Source organism: Carnobacterium iners, assembly GCF_900177385.1.
GTDB classification, from domain to species: domain Bacteria; phylum Bacillota; class Bacilli; order Lactobacillales; family Carnobacteriaceae; genus Carnobacterium_A; species Carnobacterium_A iners.
This window is the reverse complement of sequence record NZ_FXBJ01000002.1, coordinates 1,299,560-1,319,499: the sequence shown is the minus strand read 5'-3', so window position 1 is coordinate 1,319,499 and position 19,940 is coordinate 1,299,560. Positions and strand designations below refer to the sequence as shown.

At 32.1% G+C, this 19,940-nt stretch carries 19 protein-coding genes and 1 pseudogene; 6 read left to right on the top strand and 14 right to left on the bottom strand.

Features of this window, described 5'->3' with window-relative positions:
- The 3 genes from B9Y54_RS06460 (at position 1) to B9Y54_RS06450 (ending at position 2,132) form a co-directional block, all read left to right on the top strand.
- Positions 1-573 (top strand): chromate transporter, encoded by a 573-nt coding sequence (locus B9Y54_RS06460; protein WP_085559506.1) that lies wholly within the window; start codon positions 1-3, stop codon positions 571-573.
- Positions 574-909: 336 nt separating this feature from the next.
- Positions 910-1,338, top strand: coding sequence for a GNAT family N-acetyltransferase (locus B9Y54_RS06455; RefSeq protein ID WP_085559505.1), 429 nt, complete (start codon positions 910-912; stop codon positions 1,336-1,338).
- A gap of 86 nt (positions 1,339-1,424) precedes the next feature.
- Complete coding sequence (locus tag B9Y54_RS06450) at positions 1,425-2,132, top strand: MgtC/SapB family protein (RefSeq protein WP_085559504.1); 708 nt, start codon at positions 1,425-1,427, stop codon at positions 2,130-2,132.
- A 17-nt stretch (positions 2,133-2,149) separates the two neighbouring features.
- Here the strand turns inward: B9Y54_RS06450 and B9Y54_RS06445 are convergent, their stop codons facing one another.
- From B9Y54_RS06445 to B9Y54_RS06435, 3 genes are all read right to left on the bottom strand, one after another.
- The gene (locus B9Y54_RS06445) at positions 2,150-2,569 is read right to left on the bottom strand and encodes a GtrA family protein (protein ID WP_234987851.1); all 420 of its coding nucleotides are present in this window, start codon (positions 2,567-2,569) and stop codon (positions 2,150-2,152) included.
- A 165-nt stretch (positions 2,570-2,734) separates the two neighbouring features.
- The gene (gpmA, locus tag B9Y54_RS06440) at positions 2,735-3,421 is read right to left on the bottom strand and encodes a 2,3-diphosphoglycerate-dependent phosphoglycerate mutase (RefSeq protein WP_085559503.1); all 687 of its coding nucleotides are present in this window, start codon (positions 3,419-3,421) and stop codon (positions 2,735-2,737) included.
- A gap of 112 nt (positions 3,422-3,533) precedes the next feature.
- The gene (locus tag B9Y54_RS06435; RefSeq protein ID WP_085559502.1) at positions 3,534-4,871 is read right to left on the bottom strand and encodes a dihydrolipoyl dehydrogenase family protein; all 1,338 of its coding nucleotides are present in this window, start codon (positions 4,869-4,871) and stop codon (positions 3,534-3,536) included.
- A 164-nt stretch (positions 4,872-5,035) separates the two neighbouring features.
- Between B9Y54_RS06435 and ndk the strand changes: the two genes are divergently transcribed.
- Both ndk and uvsE read left to right on the top strand, forming a co-directional pair.
- Positions 5,036-5,437: a nucleoside-diphosphate kinase gene (gene ndk, locus B9Y54_RS06430; protein WP_085559501.1), complete on the top strand. Its 402-nt coding sequence runs from the start codon at positions 5,036-5,038 to the stop codon at positions 5,435-5,437.
- Positions 5,438-5,772: 335 nt separating this feature from the next.
- Entirely contained in the window at positions 5,773-7,023 is a 1,251-nt protein-coding gene (uvsE, locus tag B9Y54_RS06425) for a UV DNA damage repair endonuclease UvsE (RefSeq protein WP_085559500.1), read from the top strand.
- Positions 7,024-7,123: 100 nt separating this feature from the next.
- On the opposite strand, the gene B9Y54_RS06420 is transcribed toward uvsE, so the two are convergent.
- The 8 genes from B9Y54_RS06420 to B9Y54_RS06385 form a co-directional block, all read right to left on the bottom strand.
- Positions 7,124-7,741 carry a flavin reductase family protein gene (locus B9Y54_RS06420; RefSeq protein ID WP_085559499.1) on the bottom strand — a complete coding sequence of 206 codons (618 nt, stop codon included), beginning with the start codon at positions 7,739-7,741 and terminating at the stop codon, positions 7,124-7,126.
- A complete protein-coding gene (locus tag B9Y54_RS06415; protein WP_085559498.1) occupies positions 7,741-8,355 on the bottom strand; it encodes an alpha/beta hydrolase in 615 nt (204 codons plus the stop codon). Before B9Y54_RS06415 ends, B9Y54_RS06420 begins: the two co-directional genes overlap by 1 nt.
- Positions 8,352-8,780 carry a MarR family winged helix-turn-helix transcriptional regulator gene (locus B9Y54_RS06410; protein WP_085559497.1) on the bottom strand — a complete coding sequence of 143 codons (429 nt, stop codon included), beginning with the start codon at positions 8,778-8,780 and terminating at the stop codon, positions 8,352-8,354. Before B9Y54_RS06410 ends, B9Y54_RS06415 begins: the two co-directional genes overlap by 4 nt.
- The gene (locus B9Y54_RS06405; protein ID WP_085559496.1) at positions 8,777-9,778 is read right to left on the bottom strand and encodes a VOC family protein; all 1,002 of its coding nucleotides are present in this window, start codon (positions 9,776-9,778) and stop codon (positions 8,777-8,779) included. Before B9Y54_RS06405 ends, B9Y54_RS06410 begins: the two co-directional genes overlap by 4 nt.
- 317 nt (positions 9,779-10,095) lie before the next feature.
- A complete protein-coding gene (locus B9Y54_RS06400; RefSeq protein ID WP_159446063.1) occupies positions 10,096-10,851 on the bottom strand; it encodes an acetamidase/formamidase family protein in 756 nt (251 codons plus the stop codon).
- Positions 10,805-11,533, bottom strand: a complete 729-nt coding sequence (istB, locus tag B9Y54_RS06395; protein WP_085559494.1) for an IS21-like element helper ATPase IstB — start codon at positions 11,531-11,533, stop codon at positions 10,805-10,807. The genes B9Y54_RS06400 and istB overlap by 47 nt, the downstream gene beginning before the upstream one ends.
- Entirely contained in the window at positions 11,534-12,946 is a 1,413-nt protein-coding gene (istA, locus tag B9Y54_RS06390) for an IS21 family transposase (protein WP_085559493.1), read from the bottom strand.
- Positions 12,947-13,038: 92 nt separating this feature from the next.
- Positions 13,039-13,485 (bottom strand): acetamidase/formamidase family protein, encoded by a 447-nt coding sequence (locus tag B9Y54_RS06385; RefSeq protein ID WP_085559492.1) that lies wholly within the window; start codon positions 13,483-13,485, stop codon positions 13,039-13,041.
- A 942-nt stretch (positions 13,486-14,427) separates the two neighbouring features.
- Between B9Y54_RS06385 and B9Y54_RS06380 the strand changes: the two are divergent.
- Positions 14,428-14,631: pseudogene (locus B9Y54_RS06380) on the top strand (transposase); the annotation flags it as partial.
- Positions 14,632-15,231: 600 nt separating this feature from the next.
- On the opposite strand, the gene B9Y54_RS06370 reads toward B9Y54_RS06380, so the two are convergent.
- Genes B9Y54_RS06370 through B9Y54_RS06360 form a run of 3 tightly spaced genes read right to left on the bottom strand, consistent with a single transcriptional unit; the run spans position 15,232 to position 19,930 of the window.
- Positions 15,232-16,656 carry a glycosyltransferase family 2 protein gene (locus B9Y54_RS06370; protein WP_085559489.1) on the bottom strand — a complete coding sequence of 475 codons (1,425 nt, stop codon included), beginning with the start codon at positions 16,654-16,656 and terminating at the stop codon, positions 15,232-15,234.
- Entirely contained in the window at positions 16,653-17,801 is a 1,149-nt protein-coding gene (locus tag B9Y54_RS06365; RefSeq protein WP_085559488.1) for a HEAT repeat domain-containing protein, read from the bottom strand. The genes B9Y54_RS06370 and B9Y54_RS06365 overlap by 4 nt, the downstream gene beginning before the upstream one ends.
- Before the next feature lie 26 nt (positions 17,802-17,827).
- Positions 17,828-19,930, bottom strand: a complete 2,103-nt coding sequence (locus B9Y54_RS06360) for a hypothetical protein (RefSeq protein WP_143062483.1) — start codon at positions 19,928-19,930, stop codon at positions 17,828-17,830.
- Between the last annotated feature and the right edge of the window lie 10 nt (positions 19,931-19,940).

The following is a 19,940-nucleotide window of genomic DNA, read 5'->3' as shown; positions in this document are numbered from 1 at the left end:
TTGATCTACTTACAATTATTTTGGAGTTTTTTCCAAGTTGGGTTATTTAGTTTTGGTGGCGGTTATGCTGCATTGCCACTTATCCAAGAGCAAGTTCTTGAGGTTCACCCTTGGCTAACTTCAACCGAATTTATCGATATTTTAACAATCTCACAAATGACTCCTGGTCCCATCGCCATTAATACATCAACATTTGTTGGGACAAAAGTTGCTGGCCTACCTGGGGCAATCGTTGCTACCTTAGGATGTGTGACACCTTCTGCTATTATTGTATTAACTTTAGCCACTCTTTATTATAAGTATAAAGGAATCAGTATGGTACAAGGTGTCATTAAAGGTCTAAGACCAGCAGTCGTTGCTTTAATTGCTTCTGCCGGATTATCAATTTTATTAACTGCATTTTTTAATAAAGACAGCTTTCCAGTTAAAATAGAGGACTTAAGCTGGATTTCGGTTGGGATATTTGTTTTCTGTTTATTTATCTTAAGGAAATTTAAATTAAATCCTATTTATATTATGTTGTTTGCTGGAGTAATTGGCATTATACTCCACTTTTTTACTCCATTTGCCTAATAAAAACAAGTAACTTTCTACCTTGTTGATTAAAAGCTGCTTATTTAGTGTCTAAATGAAGACTAAATTAAAATAACTTTTATCAATATTTTTTAGGTAAGTAGTTATGGTTCATCAACTAACGCTAAATCCTGTCTAGGTAATACTGTGGTTAAAATTAAACAAAATACTACTAAAACAGCAAAAGCAACTCGTGCTATTTTTATCTTTATCTTGTTTTTTAGTTCCTTTATATATAAGAATAACGACTAAGAAATCAATCTCTTTTATAGACATCTATTTATACATTTGACAAACTGGCAGTAACTTACAAAATAAGAGGAGGTTTAATCTAAAATGAAACTTTATATTGGAAGTGATATTTGGAATAAAGCAGGTGCTTTTTACGTCCGGATGTCTGTTTTTGTATTAGAAAGACAAATGGAACTTGCTGAAGAATTTGACCAATTAGATATCTCAACAATTGATTATGCCGTCATGTATGATCTTGAAAAGCCTGTTTCTACAGGTAGATATGAATTACTCGATAGCGAAACTATTCGAATAGGACGAATTGCAACGTTAAAAGAGTATCGTGGACAGAAATTAGGTCGAACCATCATTCAAGCTTTGGAAGATATAGGACGTGAAAAAGGCTGCATTAAGGCCGCCATTCATTCTGAACAAACAGCTGCCTCATTCTATGAGGAATTAGATTATAAAATTGTATCCGATGAATTTTATGAGAATAACGTTCCTTGTGTGCTTTTAGAAAAAGAACTTTAAAGAGATTGGTTATCAGTCAATCAGAAAATTTTCTATTCTGACTCTATCCCTTAAAGTAGATAAATTTGAAAGGTCGGTGTTCCATTGTGTTTGTCTTAGATTACTTAGAAATTATCGGCCGATTACTTGTAGCAGTATTGTTTGGAGGCATCATTGGATACGAACGAGAGATTAAAGGACACAACGCTGGTTTAAGAACTCACATCTTAGTTTGTGTAGGAGCTGCTCTCTTTTCCTTAGTTCAAATTCAAGCAACTTACACAACCATTGAATTAGCAATGGGAAATCCTGATTTGCTACAGATTTTAAATACTGATGTAACACGCTTACCTGCTCAAATTGTTAGTGGAATTGGTTTTTTAGGTGCTGGTACGATTATTGTAACTAAACGAAGTGTTACTGGTTTAACGACTGCCGCTTCTATTTGGGCAACGGCTAGTTTGGGTATTGCAGCAGGGATGGGTTATTACTTTATCGCCTTCTCAGGTTGCATTATTATTCTCTTAATCTTACTAGCGATTAGAAAAGTTTTTCGCGTACAAGATTATAAAACTCTTGAAGTTAGTTATTATAACCGAGAAGAAACAAAAAAAACTATTCAAAACTATTTTGATGAGCACAGCATTATCGTAATTGACTTAGATTATTTGGTAGACTCATTTAAAGAAGATGAAGCAGTCTTCCTTGTTATTTATACATTAAGTATTCCTGATAAGTTCTCCTCTATAAGAGTTATAGAAGATTTATCTGATTTAAGTTCAGTAATCGGAATTAGGACTATCAAAGATGTTTAAAATTTGGACTAACTTTATCATTTCTTAAAGATAAGCCATTTACTAAAAAAGTAATTTAAACTGATAATAATCACCTGAGTAATTAGCTTAGCTAAATTAGAATCCCATTCAAAAAAACCGATTAACACTAACATGCTGAACATATCGAATCCAGCTGAAATTAACCGGAAACTACAAAATAAAAAGAACTCCTTTAGCCAAGCGTAGAGGGTTGATGTTTCAGATTTAAAGACATACTTTTTATTTGTAAAAAAAGCAAAGATAATTGATACAATAATAGCAATTGCATTTGCAAATAGATAATGAATGGTTGGTACTGTGTCAAGCGTATAAAAGACACTCATATTAACAAGCGTTGTTAATACACCAAAAAATAAATAACCAATTACTTCCTTGTGTGTTTTATATATTTTTTTTAAAGTTAACATAATAGTCATTTTCACTACTTTCGACTTTAATCATTTAATCATTTAAGTTAGAATGAATCATTACTAGTATAACTTTTTATTTTATTAACGTCTATTTTACTTTAGTGACAGATAGTGTCAACTTTAGTGACAAAAAATAAGAATAAAAGAGAAATTCCCTTTTATTCTTATTTTTTACAGATAATATTTTTTAATAACAGCTAATTCATCATTTAATTCGTAAACTAATGGTTGACCAGTTGGTATTTCCAACTTCATAATATCTTCGTCAGAAATTTCTTCAATGTATTTAGCTAATGCACGCAGTGAATTCCCATGGGCGGCTACGAGTACTGTCTTAGTATCCAATATAGCTGGCGCAATCTGATCTTCCCAAAAAGGAATGACCCGTTCTAGAGTTGTTTCTAAGTTTTCACCCATCGGAACCACTCTTTTTTGTAAATTAGCATAACGGCGATCTTTTAGTGCTGAATTAGAATCGTCTGGTTTTAATAATGGTGGCAACGTATCGTATGAACGGCGCCACATTTGGACTTGTTCGACACCATACTTATCTGTAGTGGTTTTTTTATTCAATCCTTGTAAAGCCCCATAGTGGCGTTCATTCAAGCGCCACGATTTTATTTCTGGAACCCAAAGTTGATCAGAATCTTCTAACACAATCTGACAGGTTTTAATTGTCCTTTTTAAAACAGACGTGAAAGCCATGTCAAACTCAATTCCCGCCTCCTTAATCTTTCTACCTGCTTCATGAGCTTCTTTTAACCCTACCTCACTCAAGTCAACATCCATCCAGCCAGTAAATTTGTTTAATGCATTCCATTCACTTTGTCCATGACGAACAAATACAATTCTTTTCACATTTTCCCCACTTTCACTTGTTCTTATACTTATTATTGTACACCTAGTAGCTAACTTATTGCACACGAAACAGTTAAGTTCACTACACTATAAGCTGAAATAATAGGGAGCTTTATTTGTAAATAGAACTTAAATCGCTAGCAACTGTTGGGTAAGCCATTATCAACTGTTCAGTCTCTTTTTTCGTCATTTTTTGATCCATTAATAGACTGATGTAATTGATTAATTCATCGGCTTTTCCGTTCAAACAAGTTGCTCCAGCGACCAGACCTGTTTCACGATTCGTAACTATCTTTATTTTTGAGACAGGCTCGTTTGTCCGATGGTAACTAAACCAAGAAGTAGCATCTATTGAAGAGACGGTATACTTCTCTTCTTGTTTAGATGCTTGTTCAGTCGTTATGCCTATTTGAGCTACTTTAGGATTAGAGTAAATAACCGTTGGAATGTAAGGGTAGTTTATTTTTTCAGTTGTCTTTCCAGTTAGATAGTTGGTTAAATAAGCCCCTTCAAAACTTGCTACAGGAGTCAATTTCCCTGCACTTTTTGATAACACGTCTCCACATGCAAAAATATTCTCATTACTCGTTTGAAGATAATCATTGGTTTGAATCCCTTTTTTATCGTAAGCTACTTCTGCTTTATCAAGGTTTAACTCTTCAATATTAGGAATACGTCCAGTGGCACAAAAGACTAAATCGGTCGCTAATGTAAAATTATTTTCAGCTTGTAAAATAAATGATTCTCCACTCTTTTCAATTTTTGTCGTATCGGTATCAAAATGAAAAATGACTCCTTTTGATTCTAATTGATGAACGATTTCATTAACAAGCTCTGATTCAAATTCTTTTAAAGGACGCTTATTGTGATGAATGATATGAACTTCTGCACCAGCAGCATTCGCAATTGTTGCCAATTCAAATGCAATATAGCCTCCTCCAATAAATGTTACTTTTTTAGGCATCTCAGATAAAGATAAGAAATCAGTACTGGTTAATAAATGTTCTTTCCCCTTAATTGACAGTATCGCTGGTCTTGCTCCTGTCGCTATAATAATCTTATCAGCAGTTAAGGTATCTTCATTTACTTGAATCGTTTGCTTATTAATAAAAGTTGCTTTTCCCGCAATGGTTTCGATTCCTGATGAATCCATACTTTTTTTTAATCCTTTTGACATCGGATTAATGATGCTTTCTTTGAATGACATTAATTCTGGCCAGTGAACTTGAGGTGTGACAGAAAAACCTTTCCCCGTTAATTGGGTAACTGCATCTTTTGCTTCAACGACTGAATACAAAACTTTCTTAGGATCGCAACCTCTGTTAGGACAAGTTCCACCCCATAAATCGTTTTCTACAATCGCTATTTTTTTCCGAGCTGCTAAGCCCTTTGCTACTGCCATACCTCCAACGCCACTACCAATAACAATAACATCAAAGTTTTTTTCCATTTATAAAACCTCCTCTTTAGTTACGTTTTACCATAGGCTAAGTAAAATTACTAACAAATCCCCTTATCTTTGTGAAAACTTCTTATAAAAAACATTATTTTCTACACAAGACACTTAAGATGTGTTAGAATCTTGTTACTATACTTTTGGGAGGGTTTTCAATAATGAACGAAAAAACGTTAATATTACTAAAGCCAGATGCAGTAGAAAGAAATTTGATTGGGAAAATCCTTTCAGAATATGAAAGAAATGGTTTGACTATTAACGATATGAAATATATGACTGCTTCTAAAGAAATTACAGAAACACATTATGCCGAGCATAAGGGCAAACCGTTTTTTAATCGTTTAGTTTGTTATTTAACAAGAAGTCCAATAGTTGCTGTTGTAGTAGCAGGCGATAATGCTGTTAGCCGCGTTCGAGCATTGAACGGAACAACTAATCCAGCAGACTCTGGAGACAACACTATCCGTGCTCTTTATGGTATCAGCTTATCCGAGAACACAGTCCATTCATCCGATTCAGTAGAAAGTGCCAAAAGAGAACGCGCTATTTGGTTTAACTAAATCGTAAAAAACTACTGGGTTATTGTAACCCTTTATATATATCTTAGCGTCTCTTTATAGAAATAAAAAATACTTAATCTATTTTTTAAATGCTTCCATATGTATAAGTTGTTTTTTCTCCTTTTTAAATTATCTTGAGTTATCAGGAGGTTATATTCCTCATAGCTCATTTTTTGTATCTTTAGAGATAAAGTTTATTTAGTTTGATTTATTGCTGTTTTTGAGTCTGACTCTATTGCTGATAAGGAGATTTCAATCATTTTAAACTGCCTATTCTCTGTTCTAATTGTGATACAATAGAGATTAAAATAAGTCGCTATTAAAAGGAGAATTCTATGAAAATTGGTTACGCATGCTTAACTGTTGGTGTATACAATACAAACTTTAAAACGTGTACTCTCAAATCTGCAACTCCAGAGCATTTATCAATACTTATTAAACACAACTTAGATACTTTAGATCGAATTCTTGATTACAATATTAAGATGGGTATTACCCATTTTAGGATTAGTTCGGATATCATTCCTTTTGGTTCAAGCCCGATAAATACTCTTTCCTGGGATACTCTTTTTAAAGAGGAATTTCATTCCATTGCTAAAAAATTAAAAAAACAGTCTATCAGAGTATCCATGCATCCAGGACAGTATACTGTTTTGAATTCACCAAATAAAGATATCGTTAAAAGAGCCGTAGAAGATCTTGCTTACCATACTCGTTTTTTAACTGCACTAGAAACAGCTAAATCTAGTAAAATTATCCTTCATATTGGAGGTGTATACGGAGACAAAGAAGCTGCCATAGCGAGATTCGAAAAAAATTATGCTCTTTTAAGTCAGGATATAAAAGATCGGTTAATTATTGAAAATGATGATAAATCGTATCATATAGGCGATGTTCTAGCTATTGGAATGAATAATCGTATTCCAGTTGTCTACGATAACTTGCATAACCAAGTTCTTCCATTTGATGTTTCTAAAGATGACCGTCATTTTATTACTTTAGCCAATCAAACTTGGTCAGTTGAAGATGGTATCCAAAAAATTCACTACTCGCAAGGTGCCAACTTGAAAAGAGCAGGAAGTCACTCTAAAACGATTGATCTAGCTGTCTTTGATATCTTCCTAAAAAGTATTCCCAATGTAGATATTATGTTAGAAGTAAAAGATAAGAATCTATCAGCTATCAAAGCTGCTAATTTAACTTCTGAAAACAAAAAAACCTCAAACTTAGAACAAGAATGGGCTAAATACAAATACACTATTTTAGAACACAATCCAACTTTATATAAAGAGATTCAAGTTCTTTTGGAAGATAAAAAAGCTTATCCTGTAATTGAATTCTATTCCTTAATCGATCGAGCTATGGCTACAGAGCCAAACGAGGGTACCCGATTAAATGCTATTTCACATGTATGGGGATACTTTAAAGAAATTGCTACAGAAAAAGAGCGTAAAAAATATGAATCTTATCTTGAATCTTTCAAAAAAGGAACCTACTCCATTAATGCAGTTAAAGGGTTGCTCTTAAAAATGGCCATCAAGTACAATAATGACTATTTATTAACCAGTTATTACCTTCATTTTTAAATGAACTTAGATAGTTCTCAATTAAAAAAGCTTTTTGAGTAAATAAAATCTCAAAAAAACCATTAGATTTAATGAAAATCTAATGGCTTTTTTCTGTCTGTTAAAAATTACGTTTAAAAGGGAGAGATTGTATCCCCGCGTAATCTGTTCCACCTAAACGGGCTACTGGACGTAAGACCTCAGATAATACATAACCTTGTTTCAAATCGTAGACTGTTTCATCTATAACAGAAGCAATTACTCGTAAAATAACCAGATCGGCCTCTTCTTTATTTTTATCGTAATCTTTCAGAGTCAAGGACTCTTCTAAAACAACTTCGAAACGTATTAGAGCCTCTTTTATACCAGGCGTCTTAACTTTCATACTTGGACTCAAATTTAAATCAGTTAATTCTAATTCACTTTTATTTCTTGCTAGTGGTGTAGAAGAAATATCCATTGCACTGATAAGAGATTCATCCACTATATGAATTACCGCTTCTCTTTCTCTAGAAATATTCACAAAAGTATCTTTTTGTTGTTCGCCATTTCTTTGAAATGACACAATGACTAGCGTTGGTGAAATAACATTAAAGTAACTAAAAGGCGCCAAGTTAATACTACCATTTTCATTTGAACTCGTTATCCAAGCAATTGGACGTGGAATAATACTGCCTTTAACAAGTTTCATTCTACTTGCTTCATCAATCGTATCAAAGTCTATTTTTAATTTAGCCATTAAAACCCTCCATTTTTTTGCAAAAGAAAGCTCTTTGCCTGTTCTATTTCTTCTTGAGTTAGTTGATGTCCTTGGTCATGAGTATAGGTTTCTACATTTATTAGAGCAGCTAACATACTTGTTTCAAGCTCTTTAAATTGGCTTTCACTAATATAAGAATCATTCTTTCCGGAAGTCATTAAAACGTTTACTCCTGATTGTCTCTTAAATTTCTTATCAGAATTGATCGGAGAAGGATGAAATAAAAGAAGAGTCGAAATTGGCAAGTCACTAAAATTTTTCAACAGATTCTTTGCGAGATTTGCTCCATTAGAATAACCGATAATAGTTAAGTTATTCTTCTCTAGACCAACTTTCCCAGCTATCTCAATAACTGAATCATAAAGATTTTGAGTTGCTTCATCTAAGCCTGGAAGGTCAAAACTACCATCTGGGTAGCGCGCAAAGTAACGATTCATTCCATTTTCATTCACTTCTCCTTGAAAGCCTATTTTTGTAGCTTTAGGATCAAGGATATGAGCTAGTTCAAATAAGCTTGTAGCTGTTCCGCCTGTTCCGTGAAGTGAAATAATAGTATGGTTGTTTGTTCCTACAGCAATTACTTGTTGCATCATCCTTTATCACCTGACTTTTTACCTAGTTTTTTCAACAAATATTGCAGCTGTTGTTCTTCTTCTTTATTTAATACATCAAAAATTGAACGCATATAAGAAAAATGCTTTTCGTATATTTCTTTAAATACTTTTGTACCAAGTACCGTCAGCGTAATAATTTGAATTCTCTTATCTGACTCTTTTTTATTTTTTATAATATAAGCTTTTTTATTTAATATTTCTAAGACATAGGTCATACTGCTATTAGGTATTAAAACTGTATCAATAAGCTCTTGAGTTGTTAGGGAGCCTTTTACATACAAGGCTTCCATAGCTGTAAATTCATTTACATTGATTCCCGTATTAGCAAGCGAGTGTTTTACATCTTTTTCAATACTATTATAAGCTTTGAATAAGATAATTAAACTTTTCAGCTCATTTTTCATTGATTAAAATATTCCTTTTCAAAATTTTTGGTACTTCTTATTGTATCAAAATGTGGTAATTGGGTTTCAACATATTCTCGTTTATTTCTCAAGTGAGGCGGCAGTGTCAATGTTTCACCTAGAACTTCATAAGCCTCTTGGTCATCAATAAATCCAGGACCTTCTGTTGATAATTCAAATAATATATTGGGATATAAGCGAATGTAGACTGCTTTAAAATAAAAACGATCAATAAAACCAGAATTTGTAAGACCTAATTGATTAAATCGATTTTCCCAAGCATCAAGATGCTCTTTGTCTTCCACTCTAAACGCTACATGGTGAACTCCACCATAGCCTTGTCTCGCACTTTGTGATGTATCATCTTTTTCCACAATAACTGAAGCACCATTTCCACCTTCACCCATTTCAAAGAGTGTAAAATTGTGTTCACTTGCTACTTTTTGCATCTGCATAACTTTGACTAAAGCATTTTCCATCATTTCTTCAAATTGAACTTTCAAGAAAATCGGACCTAATCCAGTGATCGCATACTCATTTGGTACTGGCCCTTTATACCAAGGTTCTCCTGAACCTATCCCTGTATTTTTTTCATCTGAGAAAATAGCGTATTGTTGTTTATCAAAATCTTCAAAATAAAGAACTTGTTTACCAAAATGAGTGAGTATATTATCCTGTTTAACTGTATAATAAGTTAGTCTTTTTTCCCAATACTTCAACGCCTCGTCATTGGGCACTCTAAAACTCGTTCTAGAAATGTCATTTGTCCCTTTTTGATGAGCAGCACTTTCATTAAAGTCAAAGAAAGTCATATCGGTTCCTGGGTTGCCGCGATCATCAGCAAAAAATAAATGATAGGTTGAAAGATCATCTTGATTTACATTCTTTTTCACCAAACGTAAGCCTAGGACTTCTGTATAGAATTTGTAGATTTTTTCTGCACTACTCGTTATTGCGGTCACATGGTGGATACCTTTAAATTGTTTTACTTCATTCATTCTTTATTTACCCCCTGTATTTATTACAATTTTTTCTTAAACCATTTACTTCAAAAATACTGTAAATGCCATCTATCGGCTCGAATCATTTATTTACTAGTATTTATCTTATCGTTGATACTGTCTCTATATTATTACTAATTCGTAATAATAACAACTTATTTGACTTTCTACTCATTAAAATTGATTTAAAAAATACAATATTTTTCTTTTCACTGTGTTCTAAAGATTTATCAACTATTATTAAAGTAAAAAAATAAACCCTAATAGTATCAGGGTTTATTTTTATGAATAATCGCTAATCAAACTTACTAGCCTTAAATAGATTCTTTATTTACTTCTAAATTTTTATAGGCTTCTTTCAACATCTTACAATGAACCCCTAGGATACCATTAGAGACTTGCGTTACATGAAAATCACCTTTAACGCTTAATGTTGAATACGCAAGTTCTCTAGAAATTTTGAAACGATGGGTTAAAAAGTCAACAGCTTCTAATGCTGCTTGTCTATTAGCTAAATCCAAGGTATGACCATAGCCATGAGTCTCCCAATGCTCACCCGAATCTAAAATTGGATTTTTAAACAGTTTTTTACCTTTATGAAGAATAATCTGGATACGACCATTTAGACTACCTTCAATAGCTGTCCCACTAAGTTCACCATCTCCTTGTGAAAAATGGCTATCTCCAACGTAAACACCAGCTCCATCTACCTGTACTTTATAGTACATTGAAGTACCCTTAATAAAGTTTTTGTTGTCAATATTTCCACCAAAATCAAAAGGATGAAGCGAATGAACTTTGCCATTTCTTGCAGGCAATACTCCAGCAACACCAAAAAATAAATTTAATGGTATCGTTAGCTTCTCGGTTATTGGCATTCTTTCAACTGATCCTACTGGTGTAACAAGTCCTGGTGCATTTATTGGTCTTGGATATGGAAAACTAAAGATAGGTGTATTTTGCAATAGTTTTGTACACAAGATTGCAAAGAAAAGTACACAATGTTGCCACCCGATAGTTTCGTTATTTTGATGTATTTGATAAAGCATTTTTGAGTCGGTAACTTTCACCAGTAAAACTTAAAATATGTGCATGATGGATCAAACGATCCACTAAGGCAGCTGTTAACCTAGGGTCAACGAATACGCGATTCCATTGGCTGAATTCAAGGTTTGATGTGATGATGACGCTTTTTGTTTCATACCAATCACTGATGAGCTGAAATAAGAGTTCAGAGCCATCTTTAGTAAACGGTACATAACCCATCTCATCAAGAATGATACATTTCACTTTATCAAATCTTTTCTTAAACAGTTCCAGTGTATGATTACGCCAATGTTTTTCCAGTTCTATCACAAGATCAGATACCCGTAGAAACCTCGTTTCATAACCAATTTCACAAGCTTTACGACCAATACCAATTGCTAGATGAGTTTTTCCAGTTCCAGGAGAACCAACCAAAACAACATTTTCCGCTCTAGGGATAAATGCACATGACTCTAACTCACTACGCGTTTCTGCCGTAGGCAGTTTTATGTGTTGATGCCACTCGTATTGATCTAGAGACTTTTGCGAAGGGAATTTAGCACTTTTTTGGAATCGTTCAATTTTCACTGTTTCTCTACAGTTTACTTCGTGTTGAAGTAGGCTTATTATAAACGCTTCTTTTGACTCATCCTTTATTTCGTTTACCTGTCTTGCCACATGAGTAAGATGCAATGACTTACATAAATCGTCCAATTGATTATTCATTTAGTTTGCCCTCTTTGTAAGTTTGTCGTAAGCAGACCAGCTAACTTGATACGGATCAGAGTCTTCAGCTTGTTTCCCAATAAGTTCAAAGAATCGTTCATTAATGGTTGCCATGTCATTGTGTGCCAGCAAGCTTGAAATTTCTGAGACTCTGTCGTAAAGCATGTGCAAATCATCTGTATTTAAGTAATGTTGGATTCTACCAGGCAAATATTTCCAATATCTTGAATAATGAATAGTACTCAATTTTCGGCGCCAATCTTTCATAATTATTTCCCAAGGGATTCTACGAGAATTGCCCATATACGGACGATCCCCTTCACCAATGATTTCACCATTTCCAGAAACAATTTTATACTTATCCCATGTCAGATAAGCAGTGAGTAAGGAGTGATTTCTCGCACGCGAAATATGGGTTTTTGTATTATCCAATAGAATTTCGTTATACTTATTCGTAGTAACAATTAGTTCTCTTCTTACTGGATAATCTGTTTCAGGAAGTGCCCAAAGGGCTTGTGCTTCATCTGTCCATAACTCTTCTATTAGTGAGTTCTTTTCATAATGTTGGCGATTTCTATCTTTAATCAGCTGAGTATAAAGGTCTTTGTTCAATGATTTGTAATCAATCATTCTAGGAGCAGTTGGGAAGAAGTTATAGCGCACATAACCAACCTTATTTTCTACGCTTCCTTTTTCATTCCCACTCCTTGGATTACAAACTTGTGTGTTAAATCCATAATGATTGGCAAACTGTTGAAAACCATCGGTCAACTGGGCTTTTTCGAACTTTGATTTCGTCTTCTTTACAGCCGTTGACATATTATCAATGCGGATATTTTTTGGAACACCGCCAGCTTGCACAAAAAGTTGTTTCATTCCAATAAGCAAACACTCTTGATTTTCGGATGGAAGAGCTACTGCAAATCCTGCATTACTGTATGGAAAGGTCATAACAAGTGCTTTAACATCTTTAAACTCACCTTTGTGTTCCACTTCCATGGTTCCAAAATCCAACTGCGCATCGGCAGGAGGGTGCTCTAACCGTTCAAATCCATTATCCACACCACCATCAACGTGGGTCACATGCCATTCTTGAACAAACATACAAACGGTACGATAAGAACCATTAAAACCGATTTCCTTTAATTCCTTATGGAATTGGGTATTCGTCCGTCGTTTTTTCTTCGTCAATCTGGCATCCTCTGCCAACCAAGAACTTACAATATCTCCCCATTTTTCTTCATACATCATTCCTTTTTTTAAACGAATCGTTTCTGATGGTACTTGATCACCATCAGCATATTTTTTAGCTGTTCTCCAATTAATTTTTAAATCTTTTCGAATTTTATTTACCGAATGTCCGTGATTATTTCGCAAATTTTTGATAGTATTAATATCAGTCATTGTCAGCATCCTTCCAACCTCCATGTTTAGCTTCGACACTAAAACATTAAAGGTTTATCGGGTGGCTGGCAATGATTTTTTCGTTGCAAAACTCTGTACTCTTACGCTGCAGAGTTCTGTACTTTTATTCTGCCACAAACAATAGGATAAGTTATTCCTTGTTCTGGATCCACTTCGTAAATAAAGATAGATTCTTCACGATTAAAACTATTGGATAAATTACCCCAATTCGCTATAACATTTGATCCATAGTTCATTCTAGGTTTTGTTTCGATAATCTTCATTTCAATAATATCATCAGGCTCAGCATCTTTAACATAGATTGGCCCAGTTATAATATGATCTCCCATATCTCTAGGTACAACATCGTAAATTTCTTTGATAGCCTCGTCAAATAATAAATCTGGTGCATCTCCAGACTGATGATTCAATGCTTCAATATCAACGAAGTCCCCTGATTCAATCGTTAACACAGGCTTCCAAGAATTATCGTAATATCCCCATTTCACTGTCTCGACTGTTGCTTTTAATTCATGTATCTTAGTCATAACTGCCTCCTTATTAAAATTAATCGTTTAACTGGCCTTATATCTGTAAAATCTTCAAAAGCTCATAGACAGAAGAAATTAAATTAACTACACACTATGCTAGCGTTATTTTTTAAATCGCTTTGTAAGTAAACTAAGGAGGTTACTTTACTATCCTTACTTAGTTTAAAAGTTGTTTGTGTAATTTTATCAAAATTGCTCAAAATGTCAAGATTTGTAACACACATACACCTGCACATTAAAAAATAGCTAACTCTTTAGCAAAACAATTCTTGAATTTATTATCAAAAATAATTACCTTAACTTGCTTTTATTATACTTGAAACATCTAAAAATTAAAGAGACAGACTTTTTTAGATGTATAACTTATAATGTTGGAAATATAAAAATCACTAACGACTATTTTTATGTAAAAAAATAGAAATATATAAGAAAATCCGATAGAATAATAGTTACCACAACCAAATCTAAGGAGGTCCTAAGCTATCTCATTCTCATTATATTTGAATTATACTTGATTTGAAAGATAAAAATAATACCTTTCCAGAAATTTTTCATGAAAAAAATAAGTAAAATGATACTTGTTAAAAATGCTATTTGGTACTCTATCCTATACAACCAATCGGTGTACAAATTATAGGAGGAAAAAAGAAAATTCTACGATTGTGTAGTAGAAGATAAAGATAAAACATTAGAAAAAAACTTAGCGAAAAAATAGTACTTTAGTCTCTTGATGGCATCTAAAATACTAGTAGAAATCGGTAATCAATTTCGTTCAAATTATCAAATCACTTATTTTTGATGACTTTCAGTCTGTAAATAAAAAAGTAAGTTTCATTTACATCGATTCAAAAGCACGCTATCATAGATATTTTGTCAGATAGACGATTAAACTCCTTATGGAATAACTTTATTGACTAATCCCAGCAGACTTGTGCAGTAGTAGGAACTAGTATGATAGATATGAATATGGCTTATTTAACATTGATTTATGAACTATTTCCTAAAATTAAAATTATTATAGATACTTTTCATCTTGTAAAGTTAATTGGTCGTTCTCTTGATAAAGCTAGAATCAAAATAATGAATCACTATCGTACATCAAATTCGGAGGATTTAGAAAACTTGAATATTACTGGAAACTAATTCCAAAAAGAAAGTCTCATTTAAATGGCTATTCTTATACTTATCGACGTTTGTTTAAAAGCATAAAAGTCAAGCGGGTATTATTGAAGCTAGGCGAAGAATTTAAAGTTAGTTACAAGTTATATCAGAATTTAATTTATGCGTTTGCTCAAAAGGATTATAATCTTTCTCTTGATTACTTAAATGAAGCCTCTAAAAGGTTGTCCTCTTATATAAAAACGAGTTTAAAATATCGACACAATAACGGTCCTATTGGGGCGACAGACAATGCACTAAAAGTTTCAAAAAAATTAACTTCGTTTTTTGAAGCTTCTTTAAATTTAAAATCAAGATTTTAATTTCATTGCAATACACTTCGAACTTAAAAATTGATTCATTCATCATTTAGTTGAATAAGTTTTATAAAGTCATTGTATTGTTTTATAATTCTGGATTCATCGACATGATTCGACAAAGAGCCGCTTTTTTTAAAAGAAGTAAAAGAACCATTCAAAATATTAATTTGAATGGTTCTTTGTATAACTATTTAGCCTTTAAATTTACCTATATTCTTAAACGTAAATCGTTTGAGTTCTCCAGTAAGCAATACTTTATTGATTTTTATTTTGGAACTTCTACGCTATGGTCAACTTCTGCTTTTTTCCCTTCTTTACGGGTCATTTCTCCCCATTGGTGGCTTCGTTTAAATATATTTCCAATTCTAAAAAGAGACATCATTTGTCTATACCCAAAAGATTCTACGATACTATAAAAAATAAGTTTTAGAGTAAGCCTTGTGCTAGTAGTAGCACTAAACATATATCTTTCTATAATTATAGAAATCATAGAAACAATAATATTATAACCCATATAGATCAGTAAATAAAACAAAAAGAAATTCAAATTTATAATTCCAAGCAGGTAAGATAAGGTAATGGTTACCATGCCTAGCACCTCTAAAAAAGGTGTTATATATTCAAATAAAAGGAAGTAAGGGAATGATATCATTCCGACTAATCCATACTTAAGATTCAAGAACATATATTTATGCATTTTTAGGCTCTGTCCAAGACCTACATGCCATCTTCTTCTTTGTCTTTTAAGCGTGTTTAAGTCTTCTGGTACTTGTGTCCAACAAATAGCATCTGGAACATAAGAAGTCTTATATGGGATTTTGTTTTTTTTATAGAAAGAATGGATTTTCATTACAATTTCCATATCTTCCCCCATAAGTCCATTTGTGTATCCACCAATATTTACTATCGCCTGTTTGTTATACAAACCAAAGGCACCAGAAATGATTAAATTCCCATTTATGCCATTTAAAGATATTCTAGAATTTAAAAACACTCTAAGATATTCTATCATTTGGAAGATAACCAAAGCTTTTTTCGGACTCTCTACCTCCAAAACCTTACCTTCTTCTATGATTACATGATTTGATATTTTTATGTTTCCTCCAACAGCAACAGTTGTATCATCTTCTAGAAACGGCTCTACAATACGTTGAAGAGCGTCAACTTGTAACATTGAGTCAGCATCTACACATAAAAATGTCGGAAACGAACTTACGTTTATTCCCATATTAAGGGCGTCCGATTTACCACCATTTTCTTTATCCACTAAAATGATCTTAATTTTTTCTCCGCCTTCATATATTCCTAAGGCCTCATTAGATTCAACTAATCTTCGATAAGGTTTTAAAACTTTTTTTAAGTTAAAAGTTTCAATTACAGTTTCTACAGTTTTATCTTTTGAACCATCGTTTACAATAATAATCTCGTATGTCGGGTAATCTAAGTTTAAAAGAGATTTTATACTGTCTACTATTGTAACTTCTTCATTATACGCTGGAACTAAAATAGATATCGGAATGAAGTTAGCTCGATTATTTATGACTGTTTGGCTCATATGGTTTTTCCTTTTAAAAAAATCATCTAAGTTGAATGCTGAAAATATTGTCGTTGCAAAGAATACTAATGCATACAGAAACATATAAAAAAAGAAAAATACGTTAATCGCATAGATAATATCAACTATATTCATATCAAAGCACTTCCTTTCATATTTTCAGCCTCTTTATTTTTTATTACTAGAGTCTCATAGTCTTCGATTGTTATTATTCCTCTTGTATTCATAGAGTACAATAATATATCTCTTGCAAATCGATCTTCATTTTTAATCGCCTCTTCTATAACGGCTTTTTTATCTACTAGTTTTAAAAATGATTCTGCACTATTGTATCTAACATAATAGTTTACATCTGTAAGTGTGTTTTTGAGTTTTTCTATAATTTGTTCACTAGGATAGTTGCGAATTACTCTTGCGCTTACTGCCCTTACTTCCCAGTCTTCGCTTTCTATATTTTCTACTATGCTATTTTTGGATCTTTGATCTATGATCTTATTAAAATATCTGGTACTAGAAATGACTATTTCTTTTTCATTTGTTTGTTGAAGATAATTTAATATTTTATCTTTTATCTTTTGAGTTCCATTAGTTGTATTTATAAAATGACTAATAATATTTTTTTTTAGATTTGTGTTATATCTATCCATTTGTAGATATATTTCATTATCGAGCGTGTCCTTATCGCCATCATAATTATCTAAAAAATCTATAATTGTCTTATCATTAAAATAATGTTTTTTGCTATTAATTAATTCTATTGCTTTCATCATAATCGTTACATCGTTGTTTTTATTTATCACGTTCAAAGCATTGTTTCTAACATGCAAAGAATTTTTGTCTAGAGCAGATAAAGCAAACTCTCCAGTTTCTTCATTTCTCATTTTAAATTCAGAAAGTAAATATAGCGCATAGCTCTCTTTATATTCTTTTCTAACAATTCCACTTTTAACTATCTTATTAATATTTACAATTTCTTCCAATAAGTGTGACAGCTCATCTTTATAGAGGTTGTCTTCATAGCATTCTTTAACTGCTTTGTGAAATGCTTGGATATCCGTTTTTCTATTAAAACAGTCTTTAAGCTTATTTATTTCTTCTATTTTATTTGTTGCTTTATTTTCAAGAATATTTATGAGCGATTCTTTAATTCCTTCTTTTCGCTTTTCTATTTCATTGTATTTTCTTTTTTCAATATTCAAAGAGATTAAAAAATATGAGTTTATTAAAAGCAGTAGCAATACAAACACGATAAAACTAAAATATGCAGTATAAACAGTCATAACTTTCACATCCTTTATTTTTTATTTTATTCAGGGTTTTCAGCCCAATAATCTTTTACTATATAGTAAGAATCTTTTAATCTTTCAAAGTAAACCATTTTTTTTATTTTTTCTATATTATACGATGATTCTTTTGTTATAATATTTTTTTCTTTACCTTTATAATTGATAGAAAATCCTAATTTTTCTAATTTCTGTTGACTATCTAAACCATCTGAGTAAAAATCTCCGTAAGCTTTTCTTTGTAATGGATCTTTTACATTTAATAATGACCACGGAATCTTGATTTCAACTTTATTTCCTTCTTTATTAAAATCCACTTTAGAATTAAATTCTTCATTCGTTGGGTTATCTATTCCATACGCTAATTTGCCAGTTTCATAATAAATTGGAAACAATACTCGATTGTTATCTTTCAAATAAAATTTCTTTCTATTTAGTAGGTAAATAGCTTCAAATTTTTCACTATCTTTATCAGGTACTTTGCTCTTTTTTTCTATTATATTGGCATAATATTTATAGAGATAATTGAATAGGTTGTACCTTTCATTTACTACTATTCTAGATTCGTTGTATCCTTGTAATTTTATTATAAAATCTGCATCATTAGAAAATTCAGCTTCATCTTCCCATTTATTAGAACCGCTTAAAGGAGTAACATCTATCCCGAGGTAAAGTAAGTCTTCAGTTAATGACCAGTTCTCCTTCTCTATCAGTATATAAAGATGAGATAAATCATTTTTTATTTTGAGATTTATCTCATCTTCTTCCAAGATAGTCTTTGTATCTTTCCAGTCCGAAAAATTACCATCAAGATATACTTTATCTTCCTCGTTACCAGATTCGAACTTCAAAAAACCAAAACTTTCATCACTAGATTGTAAATCATGCCAGTAGCTTGAATTATTTAAGTCTAAATAATCTTCAACCAAACCAAAGCTTGTTAATCTTGTCCAATCATCTTGCCAAGAACTTACTATTGCCCCCGCTGCACCCGATGTATTTATTTTTTCTAACAAATCAACGATTCTTTCACCTTGTTCTTTTTCTGAAAATCCTCCTCTATCAAAACCGTCAATTTGATCTATTTTTGATTTAGCCCTAGAAGATGAAATTCCTGTATCAGAAATAACTATCGGTATTTCATAAAAATTATTTAATCTATCCAAATGTTTTTGAACTACAGATGTGCCGTTACCTAACGATTTTTCATGTTCTTCATATTCATATTCTAAGAAATCTAAAGAAGCTATATGGTATTTATAACTCACAAACAGATTATTGCCTTTTTTTGGGGTGATATGTTCAATATTTATATTCGCATGTTTTGTTAAATTAGATTCATGTTTATATTCAAATGAATCTGTTTCAGCAGATGTCAAAAAAGACAAAAGACTAGATTTTCCATACTTTTCAATCTCATACTTAGCAGAAAAATTTAACACTTCTCCTATAAAAACTTCAAATGCACTGCCATCCTTGACTGAAAAATATTTTCCATCGTATTCTTTTTTTTCTTTGTGCCTTTCATTTGTAAGTGTCACTATTTCTGGGTTTGTATTTGTCCCGATTATAAGGCCTAAATTATACTTAGAAATATCTTTTAGATAAAGGCCTCTGTGACTTCTTTTATTACTCAGGATTAGAGCTTGCCCGTTTATTACATTTATTGTTTTCTTTACATCTTTTTTTAGATTATCAAGAATCTTTTCATTAAAAGCATCATATTTTTCTAATACCGCTTTTTCATCTAACATAATCTCGTGCATCACATAAATCGGTTTTTCTCTATTAAGATTATAGTCATAAATAGCAGCGTAGAAGCTAGGAGACTGGATGTATGGAACCTTTATAACATTTGCGTTCATCTTTCCTATTTCATCTAACCATTTTATTATTTCATTTTTAGGAGTACTTGTTTCAAATCTAGTATGCCCTGGCTTGAAAGAATTCAACTCTACTCCTTTTAATTTAATGGTTTCCCACTCAGCATCTTTATAGATTTTTATATCTTTTCCATCGGTCTTTACAATTCTAGAATAATTAGATAAACTTTCAGATTCCGTATTCAGGTTATCTGAAAAATACCTTTGATAAGAAAGTAAAAACAAAAGTGCTATCAGTATCACTGAGGTTATC

Bases quoted from the DNA above. Each gene is read 5' to 3' on its own strand.
- B9Y54_RS06455 (WP_085559505.1), top strand. From the start codon at position 910: ATGAAACTTTATATTGGAAGTGATATTTGGAATAAAGCAGGTGCTTTT.
- B9Y54_RS06445 (WP_234987851.1), bottom strand. From the start codon at position 2,569: ATGACTATTATGTTAACTTTAAAAAAAATATATAAAACACACAAGGAA.
- B9Y54_RS06435 (WP_085559502.1), bottom strand. From the start codon at position 4,871: ATGGAAAAAAACTTTGATGTTATTGTTATTGGTAGTGGCGTTGGAGGT.
- ndk (WP_085559501.1), top strand. From the start codon at position 5,036: ATGAACGAAAAAACGTTAATATTACTAAAGCCAGATGCAGTAGAAAGA.
- uvsE (WP_085559500.1), top strand. From the start codon at position 5,773: ATGAAAATTGGTTACGCATGCTTAACTGTTGGTGTATACAATACAAAC.
- B9Y54_RS06420 (WP_085559499.1), bottom strand. From the start codon at position 7,741: ATGGCTAAATTAAAAATAGACTTTGATACGATTGATGAAGCAAGTAGA.
- B9Y54_RS06415 (WP_085559498.1), bottom strand. From the start codon at position 8,355: ATGATGCAACAAGTAATTGCTGTAGGAACAAACAACCATACTATTATT.
- B9Y54_RS06410 (WP_085559497.1), bottom strand. From the start codon at position 8,780: ATGAAAAATGAGCTGAAAAGTTTAATTATCTTATTCAAAGCTTATAAT.
- B9Y54_RS06405 (WP_085559496.1), bottom strand. From the start codon at position 9,778: ATGAATGAAGTAAAACAATTTAAAGGTATCCACCATGTGACCGCAATA.
- istB (WP_085559494.1), bottom strand. From the start codon at position 11,533: ATGAATAATCAATTGGACGATTTATGTAAGTCATTGCATCTTACTCAT.
- istA (WP_085559493.1), bottom strand. From the start codon at position 12,946: ATGCTGACAATGACTGATATTAATACTATCAAAAATTTGCGAAATAAT.
- B9Y54_RS06385 (WP_085559492.1), bottom strand. From the start codon at position 13,485: ATGACTAAGATACATGAATTAAAAGCAACAGTCGAGACAGTGAAATGG.
- B9Y54_RS06370 (WP_085559489.1), bottom strand. From the start codon at position 16,656: ATGAATATAGTTGATATTATCTATGCGATTAACGTATTTTTCTTTTTT.
- B9Y54_RS06365 (WP_085559488.1), bottom strand. From the start codon at position 17,801: ATGACTGTTTATACTGCATATTTTAGTTTTATCGTGTTTGTATTGCTA.